At 65.3% G+C, this 16,025-nt stretch carries 15 protein-coding genes; 2 read left to right on the top strand and 13 right to left on the bottom strand.

The genetic code is table 11. From position 1 onward, the window contains the following. Window positions 1–208: 208 nt before the first annotated feature. From ugpQ to ugpB, 5 genes are all read right to left on the bottom strand, one after another. Window positions 209–964: a glycerophosphodiester phosphodiesterase gene (ugpQ, locus tag LPA45_RS10650; RefSeq protein ID WP_116320423.1), complete on the bottom strand. Its 756-nt coding sequence runs from the start codon at window positions 962–964 to the stop codon at window positions 209–211. A 1-nt stretch (window position 965) separates the two neighbouring features. Beyond that, window positions 966–2,069, bottom strand: coding sequence for a sn-glycerol-3-phosphate import ATP-binding protein UgpC (locus LPA45_RS10655; RefSeq protein ID WP_116320422.1), 1,104 nt, complete (start codon window positions 2,067–2,069; stop codon window positions 966–968). Between the two features lie 39 nt (window positions 2,070–2,108). Then, the gene (gene ugpE, locus LPA45_RS10660; protein WP_116320421.1) at window positions 2,109–2,957 is read right to left on the bottom strand and encodes a sn-glycerol-3-phosphate ABC transporter permease UgpE; all 849 of its coding nucleotides are present in this window, start codon (window positions 2,955–2,957) and stop codon (window positions 2,109–2,111) included. A gap of 11 nt (window positions 2,958–2,968) precedes the next feature. After that, window positions 2,969–3,850, bottom strand: a complete 882-nt coding sequence (gene ugpA / locus LPA45_RS10665; protein ID WP_317923474.1) for a sn-glycerol-3-phosphate ABC transporter permease UgpA — start codon at window positions 3,848–3,850, stop codon at window positions 2,969–2,971. Between the two features lie 143 nt (window positions 3,851–3,993). Further along, entirely contained in the window at window positions 3,994–5,310 is a 1,317-nt protein-coding gene (gene ugpB, locus LPA45_RS10670; protein WP_116320419.1) for a sn-glycerol-3-phosphate ABC transporter substrate-binding protein UgpB, read from the bottom strand. A 185-nt stretch (window positions 5,311–5,495) separates the two neighbouring features. Between ugpB and LPA45_RS10675 the strand changes: the two genes are divergently transcribed. Next, window positions 5,496–6,287 (top strand): HAD-IIB family hydrolase, encoded by a 792-nt coding sequence (locus LPA45_RS10675; RefSeq protein WP_317923476.1) that lies wholly within the window; start codon window positions 5,496–5,498, stop codon window positions 6,285–6,287. 71 nt (window positions 6,288–6,358) lie between these two features. Here the strand turns inward: LPA45_RS10675 and ntrC are convergent, their stop codons facing one another. The 4 genes from ntrC to LPA45_RS10695 form a co-directional block, all read right to left on the bottom strand. Next, window positions 6,359–7,906, bottom strand: coding sequence for a nitrogen regulation protein NR(I) (gene ntrC / locus LPA45_RS10680; protein ID WP_116320417.1), 1,548 nt, complete (start codon window positions 7,904–7,906; stop codon window positions 6,359–6,361). Window positions 7,907–7,980: 74 nt separating this feature from the next. Continuing rightward, window positions 7,981–9,159, bottom strand: coding sequence for a nitrogen regulation protein NR(II) (gene glnL, locus LPA45_RS10685; protein WP_317923479.1), 1,179 nt, complete (start codon window positions 9,157–9,159; stop codon window positions 7,981–7,983). A gap of 5 nt (window positions 9,160–9,164) precedes the next feature. After that, a complete protein-coding gene (locus LPA45_RS10690; RefSeq protein ID WP_317923480.1) occupies window positions 9,165–9,722 on the bottom strand; it encodes a DUF4124 domain-containing protein in 558 nt (185 codons plus the stop codon). 151 nt (window positions 9,723–9,873) lie between these two features. Continuing rightward, the gene (locus tag LPA45_RS10695; protein WP_116320415.1) at window positions 9,874–11,289 is read right to left on the bottom strand and encodes a 3-hydroxylaminophenol mutase; all 1,416 of its coding nucleotides are present in this window, start codon (window positions 11,287–11,289) and stop codon (window positions 9,874–9,876) included. A gap of 482 nt (window positions 11,290–11,771) precedes the next feature. Here LPA45_RS10695 and LPA45_RS10700 point away from each other — a divergent pair, with 482 nt between their 5' ends. After that, entirely contained in the window at window positions 11,772–12,236 is a 465-nt protein-coding gene (locus tag LPA45_RS10700) for a rhodanese-like domain-containing protein (RefSeq protein ID WP_116320414.1), read from the top strand. Window positions 12,237–12,308: 72 nt separating this feature from the next. Here LPA45_RS10700 and LPA45_RS10705 read toward each other — a convergent pair whose 3' ends face one another. From LPA45_RS10705 to LPA45_RS10720, 4 genes are all read right to left on the bottom strand, one after another. Next, a complete protein-coding gene (locus LPA45_RS10705; protein ID WP_116320413.1) occupies window positions 12,309–13,133 on the bottom strand; it encodes a molybdopterin-binding protein in 825 nt (274 codons plus the stop codon). Between the two features lie 12 nt (window positions 13,134–13,145). Next, on the bottom strand, window positions 13,146–14,036 hold the full coding sequence (locus tag LPA45_RS10710) for an EI24 domain-containing protein (RefSeq protein WP_116320412.1): 891 nt from the start codon (window positions 14,034–14,036) through the stop codon (window positions 13,146–13,148). Between the two features lie 152 nt (window positions 14,037–14,188). Then, window positions 14,189–15,163, bottom strand: a complete 975-nt coding sequence (locus LPA45_RS10715) for a sterol desaturase family protein (protein WP_116320411.1) — start codon at window positions 15,161–15,163, stop codon at window positions 14,189–14,191. Then, entirely contained in the window at window positions 15,163–16,020 is an 858-nt protein-coding gene (locus LPA45_RS10720) for a polysaccharide deacetylase family protein (RefSeq protein WP_317923910.1), read from the bottom strand. Before LPA45_RS10720 ends, LPA45_RS10715 begins: the two co-directional genes overlap by 1 nt. Window positions 16,021–16,025 lie beyond the last annotated feature (5 nt).

Here is a 16,025-nt window from a genome sequence, read left to right on the forward strand (position 1 = left end):
TCCTGCGCAAACGGCACCACAGGGGTGCCGCATGTGCTGGCTTCCTCACAAGGCCCGAAAGGGCAAGTTGTGCGGGGAAGGACCTAAGTCTTCACGGCGGTAAGAATAGCATGTTTGCCTACACGGGATGTGGACTTTTCGCGATGCGAAACTTCATCGCACGGCAATTCACATCGTCATCGGCGTTTTAGCAACAACCGCACAACAACTAGACGCGCGGCTCTATCTGATCGACGGCATCGGTAATCAGCCCGTCCAGTCCCCAGCCTAGTAATTGCGCTGCCTTTGCCGGGTCGTTCACGGTATAGCTGAGGACTCGGTAGCCAGCCGCGTGCGCGGCCGCAATGACGCCCTCGTCCAGCTCGCGGTAGTTCGTATCGAGTGCCACGCAGCCCAACCGGCGCAGCCGCTCAAGCCAGTCGCCCGGCAGCTTGTCGAGCAGCAGCGCGCGCGGCAGCGCGGGCGCCACGCGCGCGGCCGCGGCCAGCGCCTCTTCCGAGAACGACGACAGCAGCGGCGGCACCGCGGCGCCAGCCCAGAGCGCCACGGCATCGAGCGCCACCGCGGCGCCGGTGCGGACTTCGGTGCCGGGCACCGGCTTGATCTCGATATTGACCAGGAAGCCATTGGCCTGCGTATAGCGGGCGATGGCTGCCAGCGTCGGCACCGGCTCGCCGGCCCAGGCCGGGCTATGCCAGCTGCCTGCATCCAGCAGCGCCAGTTCGCCCAGCGTCAGCGCATCGACCCTGCCCTTGCCGCTGGTGGTGCGGTCGAGCGTCGCGTCGTGCATCAGCACCGGCTTGCCATCGGCCGACAGCTTGACGTCGAATTCGAACATCCGGTATCCGAAGCCCGCGCCGTGGCGAAACGCGGCGAGCGTGTTCTCGGGCGCCAGCTTGCCCGCGCCGCGGTGCGCGATGTGGCGCGGGTACGGCCAGGTCTTGGTATCTGCGATGTCTGCCATGTCAGGCCTCGATGCGCTTGCCGGTATCCGACGCGAAGAAATGCAGGTGGTCGGGCGATGAGGTCACTGGCAGGCGGTCCCCGGCGCTCACCCTGGCATGGCTCTCCAGCCGCACCACCACTGGCTGGCCGCCGAGCGAGCCGTACGCGAACGAATCGGCGCCGAGCGCCTCCACCACGCGCACATCGACTTCGGCGATGGCTTCGTGCGCGGCGCACGGCTCGATATGTTCCGGCCGCAGCCCCAGCAGGGCCTGTTCGGGCAGGTGCAGCCCCATCGGCAGGTGACCCAGCGTGGCGGTGGCGCTATCGGCGCCCTCCTTTGCCACCACGCGCATCTGCGCGGCACCATTGCCCCCGTTATTGCGCACCACCGGGATCAGGTTCATCGGCGGCGAGCCGATAAAGCCTGCCACAAAGGTGCTGGCCGGCCTGGAATAGACTTCCAGCGGCGTGCCGATCTGCTCCACGCGGCCGGCGTTGAGCACCATCATGCGGTCGGCCAGCGTCATCGCCTCGACCTGATCGTGCGTCACATACAGGCTGGTAGTGCCGAGGCGGCGATGCAACTCCTTCAGCTCCAGCCGCATCTGCACGCGCAGCTTCGCGTCCAGGTTGGACAACGGCTCGTCGAACAGGAACACCGCCGGCTCGCGCACGATCGCCCGGCCCATGGCCACGCGCTGGCGCTGCCCGCCCGACAGCTGGCGCGGCTTGCGGTCGAGCAGTGGCGACAACTCCAGGATGCCGGCGGCATGCTCCACCCGCTGCTGGATCTCGGCCTTGGCCATGCCGCGGATCTTCAGCCCGTAGGCCATGTTGTCGTACACGCTCATGTGCGGGTAGAGCGCGTAGTTCTGGAACACCATGGCGATGTCCCGCTCGGCAGGCTCCAGGTTGTTGACGACCTTGTCGCCGATATGGATTTCGCCGCCGGTGATGGTTTCCAGCCCCGCCACCATGCGCAGCAGCGTGGACTTGCCGCAGCCCGAAGGGCCGACGATGACGATGAATTCGCCGTCGGCGATTTCCATGTCGATGCCGTGTACCACCTGGGTACCGCCGGCGTAGGTTTTCTGAACGTTGCGAAGCGACAGTTTTGCCATTGCTGTTGTCCTGCGCGCGCGCGGGTAGCGCGCCACGCCTTATTTTTCGGTTTCGACCAGGCCCTTGACGAACCACTTCTGCATCAGCACCACCACCACCGCCGGCGGGACCATCGCCAGCATTACCGTGGCCATCACCAGGTTCCAGTCGGTGGCGGCATCGCCCGAGCGCGAGATCATCTGCGTCACGCCCACCACCACCGGCGTCATCGACTTCTGCGTGGTGATCAGCAGCGGCCACAGGTACTGGTTCCAGCCGTAGATGAACTGGATCACGAACAGTGCGGCGATGCTGGTGCGCGACAGCGGCAGCACCACGTCCCAGAAAAAGCGCAGCGGTCCGGCGCCGTCGATGCGCGCGGCCTCCGCCAGTTCATCGGGAATCGTCAGGAAGAACTGGCGGAACAGGAAGGTCGCCGTCGCCGAGGCGATGATCGGGATGGTCAGCCCGAAATAACTGTCGAGCAGCCCGAGGTCCGACACCACCTTGTAGGTCGGCAGGATCCGCACCTCCACCGGCAGCATCAGCGTGATAAAGATCAACCAGAAGAAGGTCTTGCGCAGCGGGAACTTGAAATAGACGATGGCAAAGGCCGAGATGATCGAGATCGCGATCTTGCCCAGCGCGATGCCCAGCGCCATGATCAGGCTGTTCTTCATCATGGTCGTGACCGGCGAGGCGGCCTCGCCCACGCCCTGGAACAACACGGTGCGATAGTTCTCGATCAGGTGGCTGCCGGGGATCAGCGTCATCGGTGCATCCAGCACTTCTTCCGCGGTCAGTGTCGACGCCACGAAGGTCAGGTACACCGGGAACACCACCACCACGATGCCGAAGATCAGCACCACATGGGTCAGGAAATCAAGGAAAGGACGTCGTTCTACCATGGCTGCCTCCGTCAGTACTGGACCTTGCGTTCCACGTAGCGGAACTGCACCACGGTCAGCGCGATCACGATCACCATCAGCACCACCGACTGCGCGGCCGAGCCACCGATATCCATGCCGCGGAAGCCGTCATGGAAGACCTTGTACACCAGCGTGTTGGTCGAGTTGAATGGCCCACCGTGCGTGACCGCATCGATGATTGCGAAGGTATCGAAGAACGCGTAGACCACGTTGATCACCATCAGGAAGAAGGTGGTCGGCGACAGCAGCGGGAAGATAATCGACCAGAAGCGGCGCCACGGCCCGGCGCCGTCGATGGCGGCGGCCTCGATCAGCGAGCGCGGAATGCTCTGCAGGCCGGCCAGGAAGAACAGGAAGTTGTAGCTGATCTGCTTCCATGCCGCGGCCAGCACCACCAGCAGCAGCGCCTGGTTGCCGTTCAGCAGGAAGTTCCATTCCACGCCCATCTTGCGCAGCGCGTACGAGACCACGCCCAGCGTCGGGTTGAACATGAACATCCACAGCACGCCTGCCACCGCCGGCGCGACCGCGTATGGCCAGATCAGCAAGGTCTTGTAGCCGACCGCGCCACGGATCACGCGGTCTGCAAAATACGCCAGTGCCAGCGCGGTGGTCAGGCCCACCACCGTGACGCCGATGGCGAAGATCGCCGTGGTCTGGAAGGACTCCACGTACAGCGGGTCGTTCCACAGCATGCGGAAGTTATCGAGGCCGACAAATTCCAGGTTGATGCCAAAGGCATCCTGCTGCAGCATCGACTGGTACAGCGCCTGCCCGGCGGGCAGGAAGAAGAAGATCAGCGTGATCGCGATCTGCGGCAATACCAGCAGATACGGCAGCCACGGCGAGCGAAAAACGACGCGTTTTTCCATAAACGGATTCCGGCGGATGCCGCGGGTCGCGGCATCGTTCTAGGTATGGCGTTGCGGCCCGTCCGATGGGTCTGGCCACAATGCAAGCGGGCGGAGGTTTCGCCGCCGCCCGCCCTTTCCATCAGCCTGCTGTCAGGCCGCGCTTATTCGCGCGCGGTCTTCTGGAAGCGCTCCAGCAGATCGTTGCCACGGGCCACGGCCGAATCCAGCGCCGCCTTGGGCTCCTTCTTGCCGGCCCAGACGGCTTCCAGTTCCTCGTCTACCACGGTGCGAATCTGCACCATGTTGCCCAGGCGCACGCCGCGCGACTTGTCGGTGGTCTTGACGACCATCTGCTGCACGGACACATCGGCACCCGGATTCTTGTCGTAATAGCCGGACTTCTTGGTCAGCTCGTACGCGGCCATGGTCACAGGCAGGTAACCGGTGGCCTGGTGCCAGTCGGACTGGATATCTGCACGCGACAGGAAGTTGAAGAACTTGGCCACACCCTTGTACTCTTCAGGCTTCTTACCGCCCATCACCCACAGCGAGGCGCCGCCAATGATGGTGTTCTGCGGAGCGCCCTGCACTTCCGGGTAGTACGGCAGCTGCGCCACGGCAAACCCGAACTTCGCGTTCTTGCGGATATTGGCCAGCGACGCCGACGAGCCGGTGAACATCGCGCACTCGCCGTTATAGAACTTGGCCTGCGATTCCGCCTTGCGGCCGCCATAGCTGAAGTAGCCCTTCTTCACCATGTCCTGCAGGTTGGTGATGTGCTTGACGTGCAGCGGGCTGTTGAAGACCAGGCGTGTGTCGGTGCCGCCAAAACCGTTGTTCTTGGTGGCGTACAGCGTGTTATGCCAGGCCGAGAAGCTTTCCAGGTGGACCCAGCCCTGCCAGTCGGTGGTGTACGCGCAGTTGGTGCCCGACGCCTTGAGCTTGGCCGAGTACTGCATCACCTCCGGCCAGGTCTTGGGCGCCTTTTCCGGGTCCAGGCCGGCCTTCTTGAAGGCGTCCTTGTTGTAGTAGAAGACCGTGGTAGAGCTGTTGAACGGGAACGACAGCATCTCGCCCTTGGACGAGGTGTAGTAGCCAGCCACCGCCGGGATGTAGGCCTTCTGGTCGAATTTCTCGCCGGCGTCCTTCATCACCGTCGACACCGGCTTGATCGCGCCCTTGGCACTCATCATGGTGGCGGTGCCAACTTCAAACACCTGCAGGATCGCCGGGGCGCCGCCGGCACGGAACGCGGCGATGCCGGCCGCCATGGTTTCGTCGTAGTTGCCCTTGTTGACCGGCACGATCTTGTATTCGGCCTGGCTCGCGTTGAACTTATTGGCGATCTCGTTCACCTTGTCGTTCAGCGCGCCCTGCATGGCGTGCCACCACTGGATTTCAACGGCGGCATGCGCGCTGCCGGGCCCGGTCAGGGCGGCCAGCGCGACGAGTTTGAGCGCGGTACGGGATACGGACATCGATGCTCTCCTTGGTCTGTCTGTTTCTGTGCGGTCGAAAACCCGCCAGCATGTGATTATTTTGTGACAGCGGCATGTTACGCCGGTCGCACCCGGGCAAGCAAATCAGCAACTTCACCGAGTCTCGCCGTTTTGCAGTGCAATAACCGACGAAGGCGGCAGGACGGCGGTTACAATGGCCCGCCATGCAATCCCTGAACAAGCTCTCTAATTCCGTGCTGCAGCGCGTGCGCGGCGTGCTGACCGATATCGACGGCACGCTGACGACCGACGGGCGGCTGCCCGCCTCCACTTATCTGGCGCTGGACGGGCTGCGCCAGGCCGGCCTGCACGTAATTCCGGTGACGGGGCGCTGCATTGCGTGGGCCGAGATCCTGACCCGCCTGTGGCCGGTGGACGCGATCATCGGCGAAAACGGTGCCTTCTATTCGCACTTGCGCGATGGCCGGCTGCATACCCGCTTCCTGGACGATGCGCCCACCCGGGCGCGCAACCTCGAGCGCATCCATGCGCTTGGCCAGCGCATCCTGCTTGAGGTGCCGGGCTGCGCGCTGGCGTCGGACCAGGCCTGGCACGCCGCCGACCTGGCGATCGACCATGCCGAAGACGTGCCGCCCCTGCCGCAGGAAGCGGTGGACCGCATCGCCGCGCTGATGCGCGAGGCCGGTATGACCGCCACGATCAGTTCAATCCACGTTAACGGCTGGTTCGGACAGCATGACAAGCTGTCGATGAGCAAGCTGTGCGTGGCGGAACTGCTGGGCGAAGACCTGGAGGCGCGCCACGACGAATGGCTGTTTATCGGCGATTCGGCCAACGATGCCAGCATGTTCGCGCATTTTCCGCTGTCGGTCGGGGTGGCCAACGTGCGGGATATCCTGCCGCAGTTGCCGGTGCCGCCGGCCTATATCACCGCGGCGTCGGGTGGCGAAGGATTCGCGGAGATGGCGCAGCGGCTGGTGCAGGCGCGCGGCTGAGAGCCGGGCCAGGCCTGAAACGCAAAACGGCCGGGCATATGCCCGGCCGTTTTTTTTGCTGCGATGCCCGCTCAGTCGAATCCCAGCTCCTGCAGCTTGCGGGTAATGGTATTGCGTCCGATCCCCAGCCGTGTCGCGGCCTCGACCCGGCGCCCGCGCGTGACGCCGAGCGCGGCCTCCAGCACCGCCTTTTCGAACCGGCGTGTCAGCACATCCATGACCTCCGGCTGGCCAGCCTCGAGCATGGCGCGGGCTTCCCCGGCCAGCAAATGCTCCCAGCCGGCGGCGGTGCCGACCGGCGCGGCGCTGACGGCCGGTGCGGGCCGCACCACGGTAGCCGTGTCCGCGTCCGCCACCGGCATGGCAAAGCCGCCGTAGTCGGCCAGTTCATGGCCGGTTTCGTACTCAGCGGCACGTGCCTCGACCACGCGCTCGGGCCGCGGCGCATTGATCGGCTCGCTGGTGCCCGCCTCCAGCATCTCGCGCGGCAGGTCCTTGACCTCGATGGTCTGCGCCGGCGCCATCACAGTCAGCCAGTTGCACAGGTTTTCGAGCTGGCGCACGTTGCCCGGGAACGGCAGCGTGCTGACATAGGACAGCGCCTCGTCGGACATGCGCTTGGGCTCGACGCCCAGTTCCTTGGCGCTCTTCTGCAGGAAATGGCGGGCCAGCAGCGTGATGTCCTCCGGCCGCTCGCGCAGCGGCGGCAAGCGCAGCCGGATCACGTTCAGGCGGTGGAACAAGTCCTCGCGGAACAGGCCCTCCTTGACGCGGACTTCCAGGTTCTGGTGCGTGGCGGCAATGACCCGCACATTGGCGCGCAACGGGTTATGGCCACCGACGCGATAGAAGTTGCCGTCGGAGAGCACGCGCAGCAGCCGGGTCTGCAGGTCGAACGGCATGTCGCCGATTTCATCGAGGAACAGCGTGCCGCCCTCGGCCTGCTCGAAGCGGCCGCGCCGCATGGTCTGCGCGCCGGTGAAGGCGCCGCGCTCGTGGCCGAACAGTTCGGACTCGAGCAGGTCCTTCGGAATGGCCGCGGTGTTGAGCGCGATAAACGGACCGTTGGCGCGCGGGCTGTGCTTGTGCAGCGCGCGTGCAACCAGTTCCTTGCCGGTGCCGGACTCGCCGGTAATCATCACCGTGACGTTCGACTGCGACAGCCGGCCGATGGCGCGGAACACGTCCTGCATCGCCGGCGCCTGGCCGAGGATTTCGGGCGCGTCGACCAGCCGGTCGTCCATCTCCTCTTCGCGCAGGCTTTCTTCCAGCGCACGGCGGATCAGCTCGACCGCCTTGTCGACATCGAACGGCTTGGCCAGGTATTCAAAGGCACCGCCCTGAAACGCCGCCACGGCGCTATCCAGGTCCGAGTAGGCGGTCATCACGATGACCGGCAAACCCGGGTGCCGCGCCTTGAGGGCCTGCAGCAGGTCCAGCCCGGAGCCGCCGGGCATGCGGATATCGGAAATCAGCACCTGCGGCTGGTCTTCTTCCAGCGCGGCCAGCACGTCTCGCACATTGGTGAAGCTGCGCGAGAGCAGGCTTTCACGGGCAAGGGCCTTTTCCAGGACCCAGCGGATTGATTGATCGTCGTCGACTATCCAGATCGGCTTCATGTGCGTCGCTTGTCTGCTCGGTGTCATTTGGTCTTCCGCATGCCCGGCACTGCGGCGCGATCGCTCGCGGACAGCTAGTGCAACGGCAGCAGGATACGGAAGTCGGTACAGCCCGGCCGGCTCTCGCATTCGATCAAGCCCTCGTGCTGCTGCACGAAGGTTTGAGCGAGTGTGAGACCGAGACCGCTGCCGCCATCCCTACCCGATACCAGCGGATAGAAGATGCGCTCGCGAATGTCTTCGGGGATTCCCGGGCCGTTGTCGATCACATGCAAGTCCAATGCCAGCTTGAACAGTCGCTTGGCGATAGTGACCTGCCGCGCCACACGCGTGCGCAGCACGATCTGCGCATCGCCGCGCGCAACGCGATCGGCCAGCGCCTGCGCGGCGTTGTGCACGATGTTGAGCACGGCCTGGATCAACTGCTCCATATCACCCTGCAGCTCGGGCAGGCTGGCGTCGTAGTCGCGCACGATCTCCAGGCCGTTGGGAAACTCCGCCAGCACCACCGAGCGCACGCGCTCCAGCACCTCGTGGATATTCAGGCTCGACACGATGTGCGGATGGCGGTGCGGCTCCAGCAGCCGGTCCACCAGCGTCTGCAGCCGGTCCGACTCCTTGATGATGACCTGCGTGTATTCGCGCAGCGAGCGCTCCGGCAGCTCGAATTCCAGCAACTGCGCCGCGCCCCGGATGCCACCGAGCGGATTCTTGATCTCGTGCGCCAGGTTGCGGATCAGTTCCTTGTTGGCCGCGGTCAGGTCGAGGATGCGCTCCTCGCGGTCGCTGCGCACCTTCTGTTCGTTGGGGAGGATTTCCACCACCACGGTGTCGCCGGCCGCGTCCAAGGCAGCGATCACTACGTGCGCATGGATGGGTTCCTGGAGCGGCGGGTGCAGCACCAGGTCCTGGCGGCGCACGTCGAACTGGCGCGCGACCACGGTGTCGAGCATGCTGTGCAGTTCGTCCGAGCGGCCAAACAGGTCCGGCAGCGACAGCTCCACCATGCCCCGGCGCGACACGCCGAAGGTTGCCTCCGCGGCAGGGTTGGCGTAGGCCACGCGCAGGCCGGGCTGCCGCACCAGCAGCACCGGGTTGGCGACCACGTCGAGGCCGGCGTGGAAGGCCACCACGCCCATGGGCAGCACCTGGGCGCTGCCGCCCGATGGCGCCAGGTCAGGCGCGGAGGACTCGCCACGGGCACTGTCGGCACTCCCGACCTTGCGTGACACACCGCGAATCAGGCGACGCATGAGACTTAGTCCTTCAGGTTGCCAAGCTCGCGCCGCAGCGATGCCGCATTGGCCTCGCTGCGCGCGATGTCGTCGCGCAGCGCCGCGGTGCGATCCAGGTATTTCTGATAATTGCGCTCGTTCCCCTGGCGCTCGGGCTGGCCGTTGTTGTACTCGGCGCGCAGCGCCTGCAGCTTGACCTCTTCGGCCTGCAGCTCCTGCGTGAGCACGGTGCGGCGCTCGCTGTCGCGGCTGCGCTGCGTGGCACTGTCCACGCGCGGGAAGCTGGTATTGCTCGCCGTGGGCGCACTGCCCTTGGCCGGCGCCGGCGCGACGCGCCCGCCGGGCACGGTCACCACGTCGGGCAGGTTCAGCTTCTTGCACCCTTTGCCGGCGTTGCCGTTGCGATATTCGGGTACGCCGTTGGGGCCGGTGCAAACGTAGACGTCGGAAGACGACTGCGCCTGCGACAGCCCGGCCCAGGCACCCAGCGTCAACGCCACGGCACTCACCAGAACAGGGAATCGAACACGAATTTGGTGCGGCGACGCGGCCCGGCCGGCCTTGCGCGAAGAAGCGTCCATGGACATGGCGTTAGGTTTGAACAGGGATGGATCGGGATGGGATCGGATTCCCCATTCTAGCGAGCAAAGCAAAAAGGGACAGCCGAAGCCGCCCCTTTCTGGTGCCACTGTTGCCCGGTCACAACCTGCGTCATTCCCGGGCAAGGGCCGCTTACAGCGAGTAGTACATTTCGAACTCGACCGGGTGCGTGGTCATGCGGAAACGCGTGACTTCTTCCATCTTCAGTTCGATGTAGGCATCGATCATCGAATTCGAGAACACGCCGCCGCGGGTCAGGAACTCGCGGTCGTTGTCCAGGTACTCCAGCGACTGGTCGAGGCTCGAGCAGACGGTCGGGATCTTTGCGTCCTCTTCCGGCGGCAGGTCGTACAGGTTCTTGTCGGCGGCTTCGCCCGGGTGGATCTTGTTCATCACGCCGTCCAGGCCGGCCATCAGCAGCGCCGAGAAGCCCAGGTACGGGTTCATCAGCGGATCCGGGAAGCGGGTCTCGATGCGGCGGCCCTTCGGGTTGGCCACATACGGGATACGGATCGAAGCCGAACGGTTGCGGGCCGAGTAGGCCAGCTTGACCGGCGCTTCGAAGCCCGGCACCAGGCGCTTGTACGAGTTCGTGCCCGGGTTGGTGATGGCGTTCAGCGCGCGGGCGTGCTTGATGATGCCGCCGATGTAGTACAGCGCGAATTCCGACAGGCCGGCGTAGCCGTTGCCAGCGAACAGGTTCTGGCCGTCCTTCCACACGGACTGGTGCACGTGCATGCCCGAACCGTTGTCGCCAACGACCGGCTTCGGCATGAAGGTGGCGGTCTTGCCGTAGGTGTGCGCGACGTTCTGGATCACGTACTTCTGCAGCTGGGTCCAGTCGGCGCGCTGCACCAGCGTGCTGAAGCGGGTGCCGATTTCGTTCTGGCCCTGGCCAGCCACTTCGTGGTGGTGGACTTCAACGGGAATGCCCAGCGATTCCAGGATCAGGCACATTTCCGAACGCATGTCCTGGAAGGTGTCGATCGGGGCAACCGGGAAATAGCCGCCCTTCTTGCCCGGACGGTGGCCGGCGTTGCCGTGCTCGAATTCCTTGCCCGACGACCACGGGGCTTCTTCGGAATGGATCTTCACGAAGCAGCCTTGCATGTCGACGTTCCAGGTCACGCCGTCGAAAATGAAGAACTCGGGTTCCGGACCGAAGAAGGCGGTGTCGCCCAGGCCGGTGCTCTTCAGGTAGGCTTCGGCGCGCTTGGCGATGGAACGCGGGTCGCGGTCATAGCCCTTGCCATCCGACGGCTCGATCACGTCGCACGACAGCACCAGCGTCGGCTCTTCATAGAACGGGTCGATGTGAGCCGTATTCGAATCCGGCATCAGCAGCATGTCCGAAGCTTCGATACCCTTCCAGCCGGCGATCGACGAACCGTCGAAAGCGTGGCCGCTTTCGAACTTGTCTTCGTCAAAGTGCGACACGGGCACGGACACGTGTTGCTCCTTGCCTTTGGTATCGGTGAAACGGAAGTCGACGAACTTGACGTCGTTTTCCTTCACCAGCTTCATCACGTCTGCAACGCTGTGGGCCATGCCAATCTCCTGGGTATTCGGCAAATGTCTGAGAAAGCCAATTCTTGGGCCTGTCGCCGGCTGCGCCGCTGCATGTTGCCGCGCTTGCCGACCCCGCCACGAAAGGACGAGAAATGTTAGCAGAAAGCGTGCCAAGCAAACGCCCCTCTGCCCTCCCCGGCCCGAAAAATGTGCAACTCCGGCGAACCGCGCACCGTCGCGGGGTAGGCGCCCTGCGGATCGTCACACCTCGGCACGACCGGGTGGCGCACCATCGACATGCACGCTCGCGGAGCGTCCACCAATAAAACACCACAATGGTGCAATGAGCAAGTATTCGCACCGCATTAGTGCGGCGGCACCAAAACCGGTCATTGCGTGCCCGGTCGTGGCGCCATCGCGCCAGCGCAACGCGCGTTGCGGCCGCCGGATTGCCGCGGCGCTATAGAATACCGGGTTACGGCCTTCGTGCCTCTATTCCATCCATTTCATTTGTCACGCAGATGACCACCCGAGACGATCTCCTCCAGGCCGCCCAGCAGCGCCAGCAACAGAACCAGCTCCCGTACTTCGGCGCGCTGTCGCCGCAGGAAGCCTATGCCCTGCTGCAGAACGACCCCGCCGCGGTGCTGGTCGACGTGCGCACGCAGGCCGAGCTGGACTGGGTCGGCGGCGTTGACGTGCCGGACGCGCAGTTCGCCCATGTCGAGTGGATGTCCTACCCGGGCGGCGCGCAGAACGCCCGCTTTGTCGAGGAACTGAAGGCGCGCGTGCCGGCCGACGTGCCGGTGCTGTTCCTGTGCCGCAGCGCGGCCCGCTCCAAGCACGCCGCGCGCGTGGCGACCGAAGCCGGCTACCACTTCGCCATGGACGTGCTTGAAGGCTTCGAGGGCAACCGCGACGAGCATCACCACCGCAAGATGGTCGAAGGCTGGTGCGTGCGCGGCCTGCCGTGGCACGGCGCCTGAGCGCCTGCGCGCCAGCATGACGAAAGGGGCAGCCTGGCTGCCCCTTTTTGTCTGGTCCGCCGCCGCGGACGTTCAGGCCTGCGCGGATTCCCGCGCAGGCTGCTCGACGACTTCAAATCCCATCGCGCGCACCCCGTCCAGCAGCATGGCATAGGCGGGCGCCACCAGGTCGGCTGGCCCCTTGACCCCCAGGTCGATATGCCGGCGCGCGAAGCGGTCGCCGCGCTGCACGTCGCCGACCGACGGCAGGCTGAACACGCGGATGCCGGCAAAGGCGGCTTCGACTTTCTCCATCAGCGGTGTCAGCGTGGACTCCGGCGCCTCAAACACATAGAAGGCGCGTTCCTGGTGCTGCACCTGATGGAACAGGTGCGCGTACTCATGGCCGAGCACCCATTCCATCATCGGCCATGCCATCACCGGGAAGCCGGGCATGAAGTGGTGATTTCCTACCGAAAAGCCCGGGATGCGGTTGTAGCTGTTGGGAATGATGCGCGCGCCTTCGGGAAACTCGCCCATCTTGAATCGGTGCTGGTTCTCCGGCTGGTTCAGGTCGGCCTTGACGGGGTCGCCGCCGGCGGTCTCCGCAATGCGCAATGCGATCTGCTCACGCGCCTCGGGATGCAGTTGCAGCGGCACGCCCAGTGCCGCTGCCGCGCACTGGCGCGTATGGTCGTCTGGCGTTGCGCCGATGCCTCCGGTGCAGAACACCACGTCAGGCCCGGCAAAGGTGCGCTTGAGCGTGGCGGTGATGCGGTCGCGGTCGTCGCCAACATACTGCGCCCAGTCCAGCACCAGGCCGCGCGCGCCCAGCAGTTCGATGGTGCGGCGCAGGTGCTTGTCTTCGCGCCGCCCCGACAGAATCTCGTCGCCGATGATGATCAGGCCGAAACCCATGTTGCCCTCGCTTCAGGAATGTTCGATGCGCCGCACGTCGGAGGGCGCCAGGTCGATGATGTCGCCGCCCGCGGACGGGCCGGCGGGCTGCTGTGCCGGCGGCGGTGCGGCGCGTTCGGCGCGCAGCTGCGCGAGCGCGCGCAGGCAGAAGTGGCCGAACCACAGTGCCGAGAAGATAAAGATCAGCACGTACAGCCATAGCGTGCCGGCCAGCACGAACGGGAACAGGAAGATCACCGCCGCGGACGACACCCACAGCAGTGTCGGCGCCGAGCCCAGCAGACCTACCGCCACGCCGATCACCAGGAGCGGCGTGCGATGGCGCTGCATCAGCGTCTTGCGTTCTTCCGCACTGGCATGGTCGGACAGCGCGTCATAGGTCATCACCCGGTAAGTCAGCCAGCCCCACAACACCGGCGGGATCAGCGCGAAGAACGGCGGCACCAGCCACAGTGGCAGCGTCACCAGCACCAGCAGCAGGAACACGACGGTGCTGCCCAGCGACTGGAACACGCTGCCGAGCAGGCTGCCCCCGTGGGACTTGGCCAGGTCCGGGTAGCTGCGCTCCAGGTGGCGCACCACCGCCGGCACCGAGAACACGCCGATGAACATCAGCATCGATGCGATCACCAGCGGGACCGCCAGCGCGGCGACAAACAGCGGCGCCACCACGGCCCGCATCGATTGCAGGCTGAACCAGTCCAGTGCGCTGTAGATCCAGCTGGTCAGCACCGAGGTTTCGAGAAAACCGCGCGTGGCGGTCATGATGGGATCCCAGCCCCACCAGAGAAGCCCACCCCAGAAGAGCGTGGCCAGGACGAAAGGCAGCACGGTCAGCATCAGCATGCGGGGATGCAGCTGGCTGACGAGCGCGCGGCCAAACGAGCGGAAGATATCGTTCATGCAGCGTGGTTTCGAGCGTGGGCTCGGCGTTTATGCAATGGATGGCGGATAGCGGCCGGGAGCCCCCGCAGGAGCCGGCCGCAACCCGGAACACTAGCATACGCCACTTGCCGCCGCCGCGCGGACTGCGGCGTCAGCGGTAGAGGTGCGCTTCAGCGCAGCCGCAGCAGGCGCTTGATGCCGTACCACTGGTGGGCGAGGAAGCCCGTGCCGTAGTCGTGGCCCTTGCCCAGCGGCGGCGGCAGCTGGTCGCGGATACCGGTGGGGTGGTAGGTCTCGGTGTAGACCGCAGTGCCGAACAGCATGTCCCACCACGGAAAGATCACCCCGTAGTTGCAGCCGCCCAGCCGCGCCGGGGCGCCGTCGGCTTCATGGCCGATGCCAACCGCATGGTGGGTACGATGGAAGCGCGGCGAGATCAGCAGGCGCTCGCCGATCACGCCGAAATGCAGCCGCACATTGGCATGCTGCAAGCTCTGCAGAAGCTGCGACAGCGCCACCAGCAACACATATTGCGATGGCTCGACGCCGACGCCCAGTGCCACCAGCGCGAACACCAGGTCGCGCAGCATATCGTCGAGCAGGTGGTTGCGGTTGTCGCTCCACAGCGTCATCTGGCGCTGGCTGTGGTGCACCGCGTGCAGGTGCCACCACCATCGGAACGTGTGCGACAGGCGGTGGTACCAGTAGTCGAGCAGGTCGAACAGCAGCAGGTAGACGAAGAAGCTGACCAGCGGCACGGAAGTCACGCCCGGCCACCAGTCCTCGACGTTGATCCGGTGCCAGCCCATCAGGCGCAGGTGCCCTTCGAGCGAGTCGGTCAGCGGCGCCAGCAGGAAGAACATGGCGAGCCGGAACAGCCCGAGGCGGTGGATCGCCGTGTAAAGCATGTCGGTGCGGATCGCAGCGCGGTCGGCCACCGGCTCGACCGGACGCCATTTTTCCAGCGGGCCCAGGATCAGGAACATCACGGCGATCTGCACCAGCCCTACCAGCAGCCACTCCGTGCCGGTGAAGGCCTCTTCGGCATAGCGGCCAAACCCGAGGTCATAAACCACCGGCAGCACCACGTCCTGGAACAGCGTGCCTTCGACCTGTCCGATCCAGCCGTTGAGCGACTCCCACATTACCGCCTGCCCTCCTGTTGTCCGATGGCATGCCGGGCGATCCAATCGCGGTAGGCCGGATGCTCGCGCAGCGTCGCGAAGCAAAAGCCCTTGCGTTCCAGCCCGGACAGCAGCGGCTCCAGCACGCCCGGCGCCCATGGATCCTTGCGCGACCAGATACCCAGGTGCGCCATGGTGATGTCGCCATCGCGCAGCTTGTCGAGCGCGCGCTCCAGCAGCATTGCATTCGGGTAGCGGTCCGACGCCAGCTCATCGCCCAGGAAGCCGGCCGGCGCCCAGCCGACGTGGCGGAAGCCGCACTGCTCGGCCCATTGCAGCGTCTGCGGCGCGGTGCGCCCGCCCGGGGCGCGCCAAAGCGGCATCATCTCGGCACCAACCATGTCGCGGAAGGCGTCCACGCTGCGGCGCAGTTCGCGGCAGAAACCAGCCGCGTCCATCACCATGTCCTTGCCAGCCTGCCCGCCAAACTGCGGCCGCATGGTCACCTGTCCGGCGCGCACGCCGCGCAGGTAGACGTGGTCGAACGTATGCGTGCCGAAGGCATGGCCGTCGGCGGCCAGCGACTTCCAGTACGGCGCCCAGGACGGGTCGAGCGAACTGTCCTGCCGCACCGTGGGTTCATTGGCCAGGAAGAAGGTTGCGCGGATCTTGTGGCGGCGCAGCGTGTCGGCGATCAGCTGTGCCTGGCTCATGCTGCCGGTATCGAAGGTCAGGTAGAGCGTGCCGGCCGGGCAGGCTTTTGCCGCGGCCCGGGTAGCATCCGCGGCCTGCAGCGCAGAGGGCAAGACGCAGGCAAGCGCCAGCACTGCCAGCAGCTTGCCGAATCGCTTGAAACGCGAAGTCCTGGTATCGCGCATGATCC

This window comes from Cupriavidus sp. Agwp_2 (assembly GCF_040784895.1).
Taxonomy (GTDB): Bacteria; Pseudomonadota; Gammaproteobacteria; order Burkholderiales; family Burkholderiaceae; genus Cupriavidus.

Excerpts from the sequence above, each read along its gene's own strand:
- ugpQ (WP_116320423.1), bottom strand. The coding sequence starts at position 964 with ATGGCAGACATCGCAGATACCAAGACCTGGCCGTACCCGCGCCACATC.
- LPA45_RS10720 (WP_317923910.1), bottom strand. The coding sequence starts at position 16,020 with ATGCGCGATACCAGGACTTCGCGTTTCAAGCGATTCGGCAAGCTGCTG.
- LPA45_RS10700 (WP_116320414.1), top strand. The coding sequence starts at position 11,772 with ATGACCACCCGAGACGATCTCCTCCAGGCCGCCCAGCAGCGCCAGCAA.
- LPA45_RS10715 (WP_116320411.1), bottom strand. The coding sequence starts at position 15,163 with ATGTGGGAGTCGCTCAACGGCTGGATCGGACAGGTCGAAGGCACGCTG.
- ugpB (WP_116320419.1), bottom strand. The coding sequence starts at position 5,310 with ATGTCCGTATCCCGTACCGCGCTCAAACTCGTCGCGCTGGCCGCCCTG.
- ntrC (WP_116320417.1), bottom strand. The coding sequence starts at position 7,906 with ATGAAGCCGATCTGGATAGTCGACGACGATCAATCAATCCGCTGGGTC.
- LPA45_RS10675 (WP_317923476.1), top strand. The coding sequence starts at position 5,496 with ATGCAATCCCTGAACAAGCTCTCTAATTCCGTGCTGCAGCGCGTGCGC.
- LPA45_RS10705 (WP_116320413.1), bottom strand. The coding sequence starts at position 13,133 with ATGGGTTTCGGCCTGATCATCATCGGCGACGAGATTCTGTCGGGGCGG.
- LPA45_RS10695 (WP_116320415.1), bottom strand. The coding sequence starts at position 11,289 with ATGGCCCACAGCGTTGCAGACGTGATGAAGCTGGTGAAGGAAAACGAC.
- LPA45_RS10690 (WP_317923480.1), bottom strand. The coding sequence starts at position 9,722 with ATGGACGCTTCTTCGCGCAAGGCCGGCCGGGCCGCGTCGCCGCACCAA.
- LPA45_RS10655 (WP_116320422.1), bottom strand. The coding sequence starts at position 2,069 with ATGGCAAAACTGTCGCTTCGCAACGTTCAGAAAACCTACGCCGGCGGT.
- glnL (WP_317923479.1), bottom strand. The coding sequence starts at position 9,159 with ATGCGTCGCCTGATTCGCGGTGTGTCACGCAAGGTCGGGAGTGCCGAC.
- ugpE (WP_116320421.1), bottom strand. The coding sequence starts at position 2,957 with ATGGTAGAACGACGTCCTTTCCTTGATTTCCTGACCCATGTGGTGCTG.
- ugpA (WP_317923474.1), bottom strand. The coding sequence starts at position 3,850 with ATGGAAAAACGCGTCGTTTTTCGCTCGCCGTGGCTGCCGTATCTGCTG.
- LPA45_RS10710 (WP_116320412.1), bottom strand. The coding sequence starts at position 14,036 with ATGAACGATATCTTCCGCTCGTTTGGCCGCGCGCTCGTCAGCCAGCTG.